Annotated in this window: 13 protein-coding genes; 9 read left to right on the top strand and 4 right to left on the bottom strand. The window is 66.5% G+C overall.

Features of this window, described 5'->3' with window-relative positions; genetic code table 11:
- Nucleotides 1-323 precede the first annotated feature (323 nt).
- From EP7_RS11280 to EP7_RS11295, 4 genes are all read left to right on the top strand, one after another.
- Nucleotides 324-605, top strand: a complete 282-nt coding sequence (locus EP7_RS11280) for a hypothetical protein (RefSeq protein WP_463527947.1) — start codon at nt 324-326, stop codon at nt 603-605.
- Nucleotides 606-792: 187 nt separating this feature from the next.
- Nucleotides 793-915 (top strand): hypothetical protein, encoded by a 123-nt coding sequence (locus EP7_RS11285; protein WP_463527948.1) that lies wholly within the window; start codon nt 793-795, stop codon nt 913-915.
- A gap of 210 nt (nt 916-1,125) precedes the next feature.
- Nucleotides 1,126-2,172 carry a YybH family protein gene (locus EP7_RS11290; protein ID WP_463527949.1) on the top strand — a complete coding sequence of 349 codons (1,047 nt, stop codon included), beginning with the start codon at nt 1,126-1,128 and terminating at the stop codon, nt 2,170-2,172.
- A 54-nt stretch (nt 2,173-2,226) separates the two neighbouring features.
- The gene (locus EP7_RS11295) at nt 2,227-4,818 is read left to right on the top strand and encodes a tetratricopeptide repeat protein (RefSeq protein WP_463527950.1); all 2,592 of its coding nucleotides are present in this window, start codon (nt 2,227-2,229) and stop codon (nt 4,816-4,818) included.
- Between the two features lie 228 nt (nt 4,819-5,046).
- Here EP7_RS11295 and EP7_RS11300 read toward each other — a convergent pair whose 3' ends face one another.
- Entirely contained in the window at nt 5,047-5,988 is a 942-nt protein-coding gene (locus EP7_RS11300; RefSeq protein WP_463527951.1) for an NAD(P)H-binding protein, read from the bottom strand.
- A gap of 121 nt (nt 5,989-6,109) precedes the next feature.
- Here EP7_RS11300 and EP7_RS11305 point away from each other — a divergent pair, with 121 nt between their 5' ends.
- A complete protein-coding gene (locus tag EP7_RS11305; protein ID WP_463527952.1) occupies nt 6,110-6,730 on the top strand; it encodes a DUF1990 family protein in 621 nt (206 codons plus the stop codon).
- A 448-nt stretch (nt 6,731-7,178) separates the two neighbouring features.
- Here EP7_RS11305 and EP7_RS11310 read toward each other — a convergent pair whose 3' ends face one another.
- The 3 genes from EP7_RS11310 to EP7_RS11320 all read right to left on the bottom strand — a co-directional run bounded on the left by EP7_RS11310 (nt 7,179) and on the right by EP7_RS11320 (nt 8,990).
- Nucleotides 7,179-7,403 (bottom strand): SEC-C metal-binding domain-containing protein, encoded by a 225-nt coding sequence (locus EP7_RS11310; protein ID WP_463527953.1) that lies wholly within the window; start codon nt 7,401-7,403, stop codon nt 7,179-7,181.
- Between the two features lie 154 nt (nt 7,404-7,557).
- Nucleotides 7,558-7,944: an SMU1112c/YaeR family gloxylase I-like metalloprotein gene (gloA2, locus tag EP7_RS11315; protein ID WP_463527954.1), complete on the bottom strand. Its 387-nt coding sequence runs from the start codon at nt 7,942-7,944 to the stop codon at nt 7,558-7,560.
- A gap of 245 nt (nt 7,945-8,189) precedes the next feature.
- Nucleotides 8,190-8,990, bottom strand: a complete 801-nt coding sequence (locus EP7_RS11320) for an SDR family NAD(P)-dependent oxidoreductase (protein WP_463527955.1) — start codon at nt 8,988-8,990, stop codon at nt 8,190-8,192.
- Nucleotides 8,991-9,065: 75 nt separating this feature from the next.
- Between EP7_RS11320 and EP7_RS11325 the strand changes: the two genes are divergently transcribed.
- From EP7_RS11325 to EP7_RS11340, 4 genes are all read left to right on the top strand, one after another.
- The gene (locus tag EP7_RS11325; protein WP_463527956.1) at nt 9,066-9,458 is read left to right on the top strand and encodes a ribosomal maturation YjgA family protein; all 393 of its coding nucleotides are present in this window, start codon (nt 9,066-9,068) and stop codon (nt 9,456-9,458) included.
- Nucleotides 9,459-9,785: 327 nt separating this feature from the next.
- Entirely contained in the window at nt 9,786-10,202 is a 417-nt protein-coding gene (locus EP7_RS11330; protein WP_463527957.1) for a hypothetical protein, read from the top strand.
- A 646-nt stretch (nt 10,203-10,848) separates the two neighbouring features.
- Nucleotides 10,849-12,876: a flagellar basal body P-ring protein FlgI gene (locus EP7_RS11335; RefSeq protein WP_463527958.1), complete on the top strand. Its 2,028-nt coding sequence runs from the start codon at nt 10,849-10,851 to the stop codon at nt 12,874-12,876.
- A gap of 497 nt (nt 12,877-13,373) precedes the next feature.
- Nucleotides 13,374-13,949: a response regulator transcription factor gene (locus tag EP7_RS11340; RefSeq protein WP_463527959.1), complete on the top strand. Its 576-nt coding sequence runs from the start codon at nt 13,374-13,376 to the stop codon at nt 13,947-13,949.
- Nucleotides 13,950-14,042: the final 93 nt, after the last annotated feature.

The following is a 14,042-nucleotide window of genomic DNA, read 5'->3' on the forward strand; positions in this document are numbered from 1 at the left end:
TCGGCCTGGACGCGGTCCCGGTCGAGGTCCGCGTGGATGGGGACGTCGTTCGGCTCATCGACCGCGAAACCGGCGAATTTCTTCTGGCCCGTCGCTTCGAGCCAGGATTTTCGCTACTGAATTGCGCTCACTCTAACCTGAAGACGTGGCGTGACCTGCGAGGCTCGCTCGAGCGACGACAGACCGTGCGAACCCTCGGCCGCCGCTTCCACCAAGACCCGATGGCCTACCTGCGATCGTTTGAGGAGTCGCTCATCAATCAGGCTTTGCCAGCCTAGAAAAAAACCGCATCAAACCGCTCGTCACGGGAGGATCGTCACATCATGGCCATCCCCATCAATGGCCATTGCGGCAAGCAACTGCGAGCCAAGGACGAATCTGCCGGGAAGCGTGTGAAATGCCCGGCCTGGGAAACGGTCCTGACCATCCCGCCCAAACCTTCGGGTGCCCGAGACGGCGAACAAAACGTGCACAAGCCGCATCGTTTCCCGGTCCTCTCGGTCGGGGTTGGTGTCTTCTGCGCCGCCGTGATCGTCGGGGCGGTCGTCCTAGACCGCATGAAGAAAGCGGACCGGGCGAACGAGATCGCCGCGTCCAAGGTTTAGGAGGCCAAGCAGGCAGCGGACCAACGGTTTGTGCCCTATCTTCGTGCCATTCCCTCTGTCCCCTGTTACCGCTGCGGCCGGGACTCCGGCCAAGCGTAGTCGTCCAGCGAAGCGATCGATTCACCGCAATTCGCGCGGTGTCCGGCATCGAAGCGTTGTCCATCACTTCAACGAGGCGCGGTTCCCCATGAAGATGAGGGTCGTAGGCGTGACTCATGGAACGGTGGGCGGTCGCGGGGCCGTCGTCTTTGTCGATGATGCCGGAGGCTATCAGGTCTTCAAGGATGACGACCCGCGGCTCACCCGGTGAGCCACTGCTCCGACGAAGCGACCCTTCATCACGCGCTGGACCGGCGGGGTCTGCGACCAAATACCACGGGGCCTATCCTTCAGCAGCCCCTTGTTCAGCGAGGCGGGGCGGATTAGCGTCTGAACCAGCCCTTCCTAATTAACCGGCGGGACATCATCGAGGAAAGTTCTCACGACCGATGTCACCGGGTCGTAGCCAGGATTTGCCACCATGATTCGATCTATGCGGACCCTCGCGATCGGAATGGCACTGATCGGTGCTCACAATCCGACTGGCTACTGCCAAGAATCCGGGCGGCCCCCCGAAGCTGAGAAGGCGAAGACTTCCCCAGCCCAGACTGGGCCGGCCGGGGCCGCCGCCCCGGCCTCCTCCCCGACGGCTGCCGCCGAGAAGGCCGTACGGGAGACGGTCGCCGCCTACGTCGCCACGTACAACCAGAAGGATGCGACCAAGCTCGCCGCGTTCTTCACGGAGAACGGCGAGCTCATCGATTCAGAGAACGTCGCCACGAGCGGGCGCGAGGCCATCACCCAGGAGTTCTCCGACGCATTCGCCGAGCAGTCGCCCTATACGCTCAAGGCCGATATCGAACGGGTCCGGCAGATCACGCCCGAAGTGGCGAAGGCCGAGGGAGTGGCCCGGCTGGTTGCTCCCAGAGAGTCCACGATCGCCAAGCGGTTCGTCGCCGTGCTCGCGCGGCAGGGCGATGCCTGGAAGATCGACGAGATCCGCGACTACCCCGCGCCGGCCGACAGCCTCACGCCCTACGAGAGGCTCAAGGAGCTGGAATGGATGATCGGCGAGTGGGTTGATGAGTCCGACGAAGTCCAGGTCAGCACGACTGTCCGGTGGGGGCAGGGCAAGGCGTATCTCATCCGGGATTACAACGTACAGGTCAAGGGGAAGCCCTCGACCAGCGGTCTCATGGTCATCGCCTGGGACCCGCAGACGCACCGGATTCGCTCCTGGATCTTCAACGCCGACGGCAGTCGCGGCGGGGCGTCCTGGACGCGAGCGACCGACAACCAGTGGGTCGTCAAGGCCCACGGCAGCACGGCCGACGGCCAGTCGACCTCGGCAACCCAGGTGATTAGCCTGGTCAACAAGGATGCCATGCGGACCAGCTCCACCGATCGCATCATCGGGGACGAGATCGCGGGCGACCTCGACGAAATCATCATGGTCCGGAAGCCGCTGCCCCCTGGCGCGACGGCCGCCCCGTTGCGACCCGCGACGCCGACCTCGGCGCCACGATAGCACCTCATCGCCATACCGATTCGGCTCACGTTTTCTCGTGTCGAGGCCGGTGTGATGTTCAAGAAGACCTGGCTCGTCCTCGCGGTTCTGGTACTGGTCGGTGTCCTCTGTGAGGCCGCGATGGCCCAGCGCGGCCGCGGCGGCGGGGGCGGACGCGGCGGCGGCGGGCGCGCGGGCGGTGGCGGCGGCGCGCGGGGGGGCGGCATGGCGCGGCCCGCGGCCCCCCGCGGCGGCGGCGGCGGCGGCATGGCGCGGCCTCAAGCGCGGCCCCAGGGGCGCCCCGGCGGCATGGCGCAACCCGCCGGCCGGCCCGGCGGCGGGGGCATGTCCCGGCCTCAAGCGCGGCCCGGCGGCATGGCGGGACCCGCGGCTCGTCCCGGCGGCAACCGTCCCGGCGGCGCCGGCGGTGGCAACCGCCCCACCACGCTTCCCGGCGGGATCGGCGGCAACCGTCCCGGCGGCGCCGGCGGGAATCGACCGGGAGGAATTGGCGGGAACCCTCCCGGCGGTGTTGCCGGGAATCGACCCGGTCCCGGTGTGGGCGGCCGCCCTGGCGCGGGTGTCGGCAACCGACCCGGCGTCGGCGCCGGTAACCGCCCCGGTCCTGGTATCGCTGCAGGGAATCGACCGGGTGTCGGTGCCGGGAATCGACCGAGTGTCGGCGGTGGCAACCGCCCCACCACACTTCCCGGCGGGATTGGTAGCATCGGCAGCCGTCCCGGCGGCGGCGGCGGCCGACCGGGCCTCGGAGGCGTTAGTCCGCCCTGGGGTCAGTCAAATCTCGGCGGCGCCGGCAACCGACCGGGTGGCGTCGGCGGCGTCGGCAATCGGCCCGGCATCGACAACCGACCGGGCGGGATCGGTGGCATCGGCGGCGCCGGCAATCGACCGGGCGGGATCGGTGGAGTTGGTGGCGCCGGCAACCGGCCCGGCATCGATAACCGACCGGGCGGGATCGGTGGAGTTGGCGGTGTCGGCAATCGACCCGGCATCGACAACCGACCGGGCGGGGTCGGCGGAGTTGGCGGTGTCGGCAATCGGCCCGGCATCGACAACCGACTGGGCGGGGTCGGTGGCATCGGTGGGGTCGGCGGGATCGGTGGGGTCGGCAACCGCCCCGGCAACGGCCTGGTCGGAGGAGGAGATGGGCTCGGAAACATCGGAAGCGGCAATATCGGTAGCGGCAACATCATCGGCAACGGCAACAATTCCTGGGGCGGCGGAGGCGGCTGGTTCGGGAGTGGCGGCGGCTACGGTGGCTGGGGCGGCGGCGATGGCGGCTACGGTGGCTGGGGCGGCGGCTACAACCGGCCTCCCGCCTACGGTGGAGGCTATTACGGCGACTGGTACAACGGATGCTGGAACCACGGCGACTGGGGAGGCTTCTGGGCGGGGATGGGTGTCGGTGCGCTCACGAACTGGGGGCTCAATGCCCTCTATAATCCCCCCTACGCCTATAACTACGGCATGTCCAGCTACTTCCCGACCTGGGGCGCCTACGACTACTCGACCTGGGGGCTGGAAAGTGTCACGACCCCCTGGCTGTACGAGGACTACTCCAACCCCTATACCACGCCCGCGACGCAGACGATCGTCGTCCAGCAGCCCGTACCGGTCCAGGTTGGCGCGGAGGCGCCCGGGCCTCCCGCAACGGCCGTGGCCTTCGACTATGCCAATCCGATCGGCGTGACGGAGCCCCCCCGCCCGCCGGACGCCGTCGATGCCGCCCAGGAGACGCTCACCGGCGCCCGCGAGAGCTTCCATGCCGGCGATTATCCCGGTGCGCTGGCGCTCGCCGACCAGGCCCTCGCCCGGACGCCGAACGATCCGATCCTGCATGAGTTCCGGGCGCTTGTCCTGTTCGCGCTCAAGCGCAATGAAGAGGCGGCCGCCACCGTCTACGCCGTCCTCACCGCCGGACCGGGCTGGAACTGGCCCACGGTGGTCGGACTCTACCCCGATATCGACACTTACAACAACCAACTCCGCGAGCTCGAGGCCAGCGTGCGGCAGAACCCGAACTCCGCGTCCGACCGATTCCTGCTCGCGTACCACTACCTGGTCCAGGGCCACAAGGACGCGGCCGCGGCGCAGTTCCAGAACGTGGTCAAGCTCGAGCCCAAGGACCAGCTCTCCGCTCGGTTCGCCGAGGCCCTCGGCGCCAAGTCTCCTCCCCCGCCTCCCGAACTCCCCGCGAAGCTCGCCGAGGCTGGACGCGACGTCGCGTCAAGGCCAGCGGATCTCGCCGAGGTCGGAGCCGGCGAACCTTCCCGAGCCCGGCCGGGGGCCGAGACCGGTACGGCGGAGGACGTGCCCCCGCCGCCTGCACCTCCGCCGAATCTGCAAGGTCGGTGGTCGGCCAGGCCGAATGAGAAGGTGTCCATCTCGCTCACGCTCAACCCGGATGGTACGTTCGCCTGGTCCGTGACGCAGGCCGGCAACAGCCAGACCCTTCAAGGTCGAGCCGGTTATCAGGACCAGATCTTGACCCTCGCACAGGAGCAAGGTCCCCCCTTGGTGGGTAAGATCGAGCTCGACGCCGCCGGGAATCGCTTTACGTTCAAGCCCCCTGGTACGCCCCGTTCGGTCACTGGGCTATCGTTCGAGAAGGAGACTGCCGCGAAGGCAGCGGCGAGCGGAATGTAACCGTCCACGAGAGGGAAACGGGGCTAGTCCACCGGCGTGATCCGGTCGCCGTCGGTCCAGGCCGTCGTGATCCGGTTGATGCCCCGGACTCCCTCTCCATGCTGCTCGATCCGGCCTCCAGTCGCAGAAGGTCTACCGTGACCGATCAACCGGCCCGAGATCACCTCCGGCCTCCCGGCTCATCCCTTTGGATTCGCCCTGTCGCGACTCGCCCGAAAATCCTGATGGTCAGCAAGTTGTGCCGTTAATCGCTTCCCCGATCGCTTGCTTCACCCCCATCGGTCGAATCGAGAAGACCTCCAGGGCCTTCTTGTCGCGGACCACCGTGGGGTTCTTGAGCCCCTCGATCAAATGTCGACCAACTTCGTAGGTTGCGGGGGTCACGAGCGCCAGCCAGAGTCCCGAAAGATAGGGGGTCAGGATCGGAACGGAGATCAGCCAGCGCCGCAGCCCCTTCTGAAGGGCGTATTCCCGGATCAGATCCCCATACGTCACCACATCCGGGCCGCCGATCTCGAAGATGCGATTCCCCTCCGACGGCAGATCCTTCGCCGCCAGGAGATACGCCAAGACGTCGTCCACCGCGATGGGCTGTGTTTCCGTGGCGAGCCAGCGAGGGCACAGCATGACGGGCAGCCGGTCCGTCAGCGACTTCAGCAGGTGGAACGACGTGCTGCCCGCGCCGACGACCATCCCGGCCCGGAATTCGACGGTCTCGACGCCGGAGCCTCGGAGAATCTCGCCGACTTCGTGGCGACTGCGCAGGTGCGGCGAGAGTCCCGGATCGGCATCGTCACCCAGGCCACCCAGGTAGATGATCCGGCGCACCCCGGCCTGCTTCGCGGCCCGAGCGAAGTTCGTCGCCGCCCGCCGATCGTCCTTCTCGAAATCAGTCGAGCCTGACATCAGATGCACGAGATAATAGGCGGTCTCGACGCCCCGAAGTGCTTCATCGAGCGATTCGGGGTCGAGCACATCCCCCCGGACGATCTCCGTAGACTCCTCGACGGTCGCCCTGAGCTTATCCGGGTCGCGGGCGAGACATCGCAGGACCACCGGCTGGGTTTCGAGGAGCGGGATCAGCCGGCCGCCGACGTAGCCGGATGCGCCCGTCAGCAGGACGACGGGGGCACCCGTTGATCCAGGTCGTTCGGATTCGATGGGCGCCATCGTCTTCGCTCGGACTTTCGGTTGGGCAACGGGTTGTCAGGCGGATACGATTGTCTGGGGATAGTTTACCGTTTAACGAGCCTCCGCGCATGCCGGGCAGGGGACGAGATCGAGGATCGGGATGCTGTCGGTGAGAAAACCGTCCGGCGAGTTCCTTCGCCGCTACTTGACGGGACGGGCGGGGCTGGACTTCAGCTATTCGGCCGTGGGAGCGACCGCCCACGACCCGCCCGATGGATTTGTCCTGGATCACAGACGGACCAAGCTGGGCGAAGGCGAGACCGTCTTTCGGTCGGCGAGGGCCGCGTTGGAGCGGTGGGAGCAGTTTCATCTGGGCTGGGTCGAGGCATGGCCGCCCGAGACGCCGATCCGTCCCGGCGAGGTCGTGGCCGTTTTGGGCCATGCGATCGGCCTGTGGTGGCTGAACTCCTGCCGGATCGCGTACGTCGTGGATGAATCGGGACCAATCAGTAAGTTCGGCTTCGCTTATGGAACCTTGCCCGGCCACATCGCGAGCGGCGAGGAGCGATTCCTGATCGAATGGGACCGATCGGACGATTCCGTCTGGTACGACATCCTGGCGTTTTCCCGACCCGACCAAGTCTTGATCCGACTTGGCTACCCGGTGGTGCGACGGGCGCAGAAGCGGTTCGGGCGGGACTCGGCGGCGGCCATGCTCCGGGCTGTTCGCGTTGGGGGATGCGCCGCCAGGAGTCCGGACGTGCAAAAAGACAAATTCTAGCAGCCAACTCTTAGCATCATCCGATTGTAGCCATTGATTAATCTCGACAAGATCGAGCTTCGGCTCCATCGGGCGGTTGTGCGGTAACTGACCGAAGGAGATCGCCTCTTCGGGTTGCTCCTGCCGCGAAAATGGGGAATCTCGGGGGGTCAACGCCCTTCAAATTTCGGGGTCCCTGACCGCATCGATCCGAGTTGTCCGACCGGTGATATCCGCGAGTGCCGATTTGATCATGCAAAACTCGATGGCTCGCGATTCGCAAGCAGGTGACGCCGGCGGCCATCGTCGTTCGGGCATCGGGGATCGACCCATCCGGTCTCAACTCGCCGCCAGAAGTTCCATCCTCGACGGACCTCACCATGGCTCATGGGGATGCCCGAGTTCATGGAGACGCCGGATCGATCGAGGATCGACCCGGCTTACCGGTTACCGCTCGTAGTGGTCCCGCTCAACCCCGTCGAAAGCAGCCCGTCCTGAGGCAGCACTTCTTGAACAGGAGCCCGCTGCCGCATGGGCATGGGTCATTGCGGCCGAGCTTCTCGGAGAGTTCCTTGTCGCCGTGGACGACGCGACGGCCTCGCTTGACGTGCGTCTCGCTCAGGATACCCCCTGCGCCGCTTGGACATCGCCTCGAAAGGAGGCCGCATCGTCGAAGTCGTGTCGCATGGCACACCTCCTCAGTTCAGTTTTCGGTCGGCGGTCCGAATTCCCGACGCGGAGGGCGTCGGTCGATGATCCGGCCCGGACAAGAGACGGGACCACGCTTGGCAAGGTTCGGCTCGCCCTGGACGATTTGCTCAATCAGCCTCCCGTCGGACCCATGTCGCTCAGTCCTCGTACAATTCCAGCGGCAGGCCGTCCGGGTCGGCGAAGAACGTGAAGCGCTTACCCGTGTGCTCGTCGGTTCTGATCGGCTCGGAGACGACGCCCTGCTCGCGGAGATCCCTGACGGCCTCCTCGATGTCGGCGACCGCGAAGGCCAGGTGCCTCAGACCGCACGCCTCGGGGTAACTGGGGCGGGCCGGAGGATGGGGGAATGAGAACAATTCGATCTGCGTGCCGTCGGCCAGCCTCAGGTCCAGCTTGGAAGAGTCCCGATCGGCCCGATGGACCTCCGAGACGATCTCCAGCCCCAGCACCTCGGTATAGAATCGCTTCGACCTCGCGTAGTCGGACGCGATAATCGCGACGTGGTGGGTCCGCAGGATGTTCATGGGAAGCTCCGGTCGATCTCGGCCCTATCCCGAAGATGCATGCCTGAGATTGGTCGATGGAATGACGATGTTGGGAGAGGAGAAGGTGGCTCGTTCGAGATCGCCCCGTGAGTCGTGCGTCTGGTCACCCGGATCGTTCGACTGACGACCCGATCGCCGTCTTCCCGGCGCATGTCCCCGAGGCTAATCGCATGGGCACGGAACCCACGACGTGAAGCCTGCGCTTCGGATTTTGTAAGCCGCGATCAGACGATTGACCGCACCACGCCGCCGTCAACACGCAGGGCCGCGCCATTGGTCGCCGACGCAAGCGGGCTGCAAACGTAGACGATCATGCTGGCGACTTCCTCGACGGTTGCGAACCGCTGGATCAGCGAACTCGGGCGGCCGGTCTTGAAGAATTCGGCCTCGACGACTGCCCTGTCCACGCCTTGCTGCTTCGCCAGGTCGGCGACGAACGTCGCCACGCCCTCGGACTCGGTCGGGCCGGGGAGCACCGAGTTGACCGTGATGCCCGTGCCTGCGACGGACTCGGCCACGCCCCTTGAGATCGCAAGCTGGGCCGTCTTGGTCATGCCGTAATGGATCATCTCGACCGGGATCTGCACGCCCGACTCGCTGGAGACGAACACGACCCGGCCCCAGTTCTTGACCTTCATCCCCGCCAGGTAGTGCCGGGTGAGCCGGACCCCGCTCATGACGTTGGTCTCGAAGAAGCGCAGCCAGTCGGCGTCGGGAATCTCCTCGAACGCCTTGGGCTCGAAGATTCCCATGTTGTTGACAAGGATGTCCACCTCCGGCAACTGGCGCACGAGGTCGGCCACGCCCTCGGCCGTGGAGAGGTCGGCGGCGATGCCGGTGACCTCGGCCCCGCCGATCGTGGGATGCTGACGGACCTGCCGGACGGCGTCCTCGATCCGTTTGGGCGTGCGACCATTGAGGACGACCGAGGCCCCCTCGCGATAGAGGCCGATGGCCGTGGCCAGGCCGATGCCCGCGGTCGAGCCGGTGATCAACGCCCGCTTGCCGATGAGTTGCAGATCCATGAAGGAACCTCGCGCCTAGGTGATCGTGTGGGCCCGTCGCTACGATACCGGCAACAAGAGTCGGAGGTGATGCCCATGCGCGGAACACGAGCCGGGACCATCGCCAGGATTTCCCTCCTCGCGGCCGTCTGCCTGCTGGGACTCGGCTCCCGCCGATTCGGAGATTCACTGCCGGGCTTCGTCGCGGCCTATGCCGGCGATACCCTCTGGGCACTGGCGGTGTTCCTCGGGATCGGCCTGATCTTGCCGAGGACCTCGACCCGGACGGTCGCCCTGCTGGCGATGTCGTTCGCCGTCGCGATTGAGGTCGGCCAGTTGTATCACGCCCCCTGGATCGATTCGATCAGGCGCACGACACCGGGCGGCCTGATCCTCGGCTTCGACTTCGTCTGGAGCGACCTCGCGTGCTATGCGGCGGGCGTCGGGGTCGGGATCTTGATCGAGTGGGCCATGCCCGATCGACGATGACGGCATGGCTGGCCGCGATCGCCCTTCTGACGATGGCCGCTTCCGACGATGCGCCGAAGGGCGAAGGCCCATTCCCGACGAGACGGCGGTGGCCGGGATGGGTGAATGCCGTTGCGAAGGGCCGGAGCGGTCGTTGCCGGAAGGACCAGACGAGGGTAGCCTGCCGCATGGGGCATCGCCCGGATCGGCGCCTTGGCGGGATGATTAGCACCCATCAAGGTCCGCCCCGAAGATGCCCCGCACAAGGGGCCGGGCCGGGAGATCGACCCGCTGCTCACGTCGAGTCGCCCTCCAAAGGAGGGCTGTCCTTCAGGAGATGCCCGAGCGATGGCCTACGAATTGATCGCTCTCTTGACCGAGGAAGCGGACATCACGATCGGGCGACTCGCCCAACTGCTGCGGAACGACTTCCCGCCCGATCTCGGGGCGGTGGTGGAGCTGGAAGAATCTCCTCCGGGGGAAAGTCGGCAGCTCGAGGTGCGGTGGGGCGACTGGTCGTTCTGCGTGTCCTACGAGGATCAACCGCACGTCCAGGAGGAGTCGCGGGAGATCGCCGAAGCCTTCGCCGGAAGCCGCCCGGATCGTGACCTGATCGCGGGATGTCGCCGGAGGATCTCGCTGGCGGCGGATGATGATCCGGGGATGGATCATTTCAACGACTACTGCTTCATCCAGCAGCGACTCGGTGAGCAGAAGGGGGTCATCCTGTTCGATCCCAGGGTTCCGGAGTTGATCGAGAACTGAGGTGATCCGGCCCTCAGTTCCGGGAACGACCGACCAAAGGCTTACGGCAAATGACGGGCTCCGCGATGGGAAGCGACAATGGCCGCACCCCGGGGACGCAACGGCGGGGTTCGCGTGCTCGCGATTCCGGCATGGACGCGAGCAACGCGAGGCCACGCCCGACGAAACCAGCATGAGATCCGCATGGGTCTGCCTTCCCGCGCACGGCTGACGGCGTGGAAGGCGGCGGGGGTCGGGCGGACGAAGGTGCTGTCGTGAACGATCGTCCCGGCGGCGACTTCCAGGTTGAAACCCGGCTCGACATGACCGTGAGACTGGGATCGAGGGGTGGGGGCTCATCGGGCAGATTCGACGAGCCTACTGAACGAAGAGTTCGAGCCCGTGATCGGCGGGCCACCAGGTCGGAATTTGAAGGCGACCTTTGGGGGGTTCGGGGGTACTTCAATCGTGGGTCAACGCATGCACGTCGTCCGGGCGGGCGGTTTCCTTGAGCTTGTCGAGAATTCGGGGAAAGACTAGAGTCCCGCGTCCTCGGTGAAGGGGCAGGCCTGTCGCTTGGCGTCGGGTGGCCTCGGCACCTGGAGGGTCACGCCACATGAAGTGGCCGTTCGGCCCGCGTCTGCGGGCGGTGCAAGGAGGCAGGTCGATGCGTCGAATGGACGCCGGGGCCCGGCGAATGGCGGCCAGGTCGCTCGCGGGCCTGCTCGTGGCCCTCGTCCTGGCCGGGGCAGGCCCGGCCAAGACGGATAAGGACAAGAAGAAGAAAAAGGACGACACGCCCACCCTGCGTGTCGACGAGGCGGTGGGCAACCTCGCCCAGATCCGCGGCAGCGAGCTGCGCCTCGAGGGTGTCGGGCTCGTCGTCGACCTGGACAACACCGGCGCAGATCCGCCCCCGGGCGTGCTGCGGGCCAGGCTGCTCGACCAGATGAAGAAGGCCGGGGTCTCCGACTCCGACAAGATCCTGGCCAGCAAGCGGACCGCCCTGGTCCTCGTCCGGCTCATCGTCCCGCCGGGCGCCTCGCCCAAGGACCGGATCGACGCCGAGATCGAGATCCCCTCGAACACCGCCACCACAAGCCTCGCCGGCGGACGCCTGCTCACCGCCAATCTGGCGCAAGTCATGATCGCCGGCGGAGATGCGAAAGAAGGCTTCACGCTCGGCAAGGCCGGCGGCCCGGTCATGACCGGGTCGAAGGAGAAGCCCGACGACGTCAAGAGCGGCCGCATCCTGGGCGGCGGACGCTGCTTGAAGGAAGTCCCCTACATCATGATCCTGGACGAGCGCCGCAAGAGCATCAAGACGTCCGCCTTGATCCAGGCGGTCATCAATGCCCGGTTCTTCCAGCACGAGGGGACCGACCAGAAGGGGCTGGCCAATGCGCAGAATGACCAGCAGATTAGCCTGAAGGTCCCCCTGATCTATCACCAGAACCAGGCCAGGTACTTCCGCGTCGTCAAGCTGCTGCCCTTGGTCGACACCGCCGAGCTGAGGGCCAAGCGGCTTGGGACGCTGAGCAAGGAGCTGCTCGACCCCAAGACGGCCGGAATCGCCGCCCTGAAGCTGGAAGCGATGGGGCCGCCGGGCATCGACACTCTCAAGGTCGGCCTGACCTCTCCCAACGCCCAGGTCAGGTTCTTCGCCGCGGAGGCCCTGGCCTACCTGCGTGACCCGTCCGGCGTGGACGTCCTGGCCGAGACCGCCGTGAAGCGCAGCGAGTTCCGCTCGCAGGCCCTGGGCGCCCTGGCGGCCATGGACGACTCGGCCTCCTACATCAGGCTCCGCTCGCTGATGAACGAGGCCGACGTCGCCGTCCGCTATGGTGCCTTCGACGCCATCCGCACGGCCAGCCCGTTCGACGAGTCGCTGGGCCGGGTCCGGATCCTCCACGACCAGCCCGCCCCCTCCGACGACGACTCGATGGCCCATGCCATCTCGGGCGTGAACCCCAAACGCCCGCGTGACAACCGGCCGCCCCGCGCCGACGATCCCTTCGCCCTCTATATGGTGGACAGCGAAGGCCCCCCCTTGGTGCACATCTCCAGCACCAAGCACGCCGAGATCGTCATCTTCGGCCAGGGCCAGAAGATGCTGACCCCGATCGTCCTTGGGGGCGGAGGCGCCATCCTCCTGAACGCGGCCGACGGCGATACCTCCGTCCAGATCAGCCGGATCGTCCCCAGCCGGGCGGGCGCCCCGGACGTGAAGATGAACTGCTCGCTGGCCATCGGCGAGATCATCCGCGAGACGGCCAACCTCGGCGCCACCTATCCGGAGCTGGTCGAGATCCTCCAATCGGCCTCGCGGCAGAAAAATCTCTCGGGCCCCCTGATCGTTGATGCGGCACCCGCCGGCGACCTCGCCTACGAGGCCGCGGCGCTGAACGGAATCGACCCGACTCTCAAGGTCGACGACTCCCTGAAGAAGACCAAGGCCGAGCCCGAGGCCCGCCCCCGATTCCTCAGTCGGCTCTTCGGCCGCAAGGCCAAAGACGTCGCCGAGGCCGATTCCAAGGCCAAGGATAGCCCCAAGAGCGACGCCAAGACGTCGGACGGCAAGAAGCCCGACGACGGCGTCAAAGACGCCCAGAAGGACGACAAGGCCGCTCCCGGCCCACTCGAGGCCATCGACGACGCCGACCTGCCCCCGCTGCCCGAAGAGTCCAAGCCCTGACCCGCGGCATCCGCCTCGCGACTTCAAGGCCCGGGCGGGCCTCCCCAATCGGCCCGCCCGGCACGACTCGCATGCACCATCCCAGACGACCCGGCGACACCTCCCGGACCCTGAAATCGCGACGGATGTTCTCGCTGTACTTGGCCCTCCTTAAAGTCCTAAGCCGCAACGATCGAAAAATAGTCCTGTCGGTCAGGTTCGCTACGGCAAGGAGGCGGGCGAAAGCCCCCTTCGGTACTGACCCCCGACATGCCCGCACCGTCGCGTCCAGCGTCGGGGCGGGCCTCGTCACCTAACGTGCAACGCGGCACGGACCGGCCCAGGCCGGGACGCACCCCGCGACGCACCGGGCGGCGAGTATCGGCATCGGTAGCAGTGCAGGAAGACCGGGGGCCGCCCAGGCGGGCCTCGGGAACTGCTCCGATTCGGGTCGGACCATGGGGGCAGAGGAAACCTCCGAGGTCTCGCACCTTCAACGGGCGAGTGGAGTCCTCGAAATGAAAAAAGTGTTCACGACCGGCCAGGTCGCCAAGATATGCAAAGTCGCCCCACGGACGGTCAGCAAGTGGTTCGACTCGGGTCGGCTGCGCGGCTACCGCATCCCGGGGTCTCAGGATCGGCGGATCCCCCGAGAGCACCTGCTGCGCTTCCTCAAGGAGCACGGCATGCCCCTGGGGGACCTCGAAGCTGAGGTCTACCACAAGGTCCTCGTCGTCGGGGCCGACTCCCCGCTGCTGGGCACGCTCAGGGAGCACCTCCGAGAGGGGGACGACTTCCGGATCGAGACCGCCGCCTCGGGCTTCGAAGCCGGCATCCGCGCCGAGAGCTTCCACCCCGACTGCATCATCATCGACCTGGCCGTCGGCCGGATCGAAGCCGGGCAGATCGCGCAGAACCTGCGCAAAAGCCCGGATCATATCACCACCATCCTCGTCGCCCTCACCAGCGACGAGCCCGGCGAAGAGCTCTACGGCCTCGGATTCAACGACGCCTTCAAGAAGCCCTTCGACGGTGCCCTGCTCGCCGAGCGCGTCCGTCGCCTCATCTCGCAGAAGAAGGCCGACGAGCCTTGATCCACGCGGGCATCTCGCCCCTCCCCGACAGGCCCGAGGCATGCCCTCCTCCCATCAAACGGAGGAGGCGAGCCTCGGGCCTGTCGGCGTTTG

The sequence above is a fragment of the Isosphaeraceae bacterium EP7 genome, assembly GCA_038400315.1.
Taxonomy (GTDB): Bacteria; Planctomycetota; Planctomycetia; order Isosphaerales; family Isosphaeraceae; genus EP7.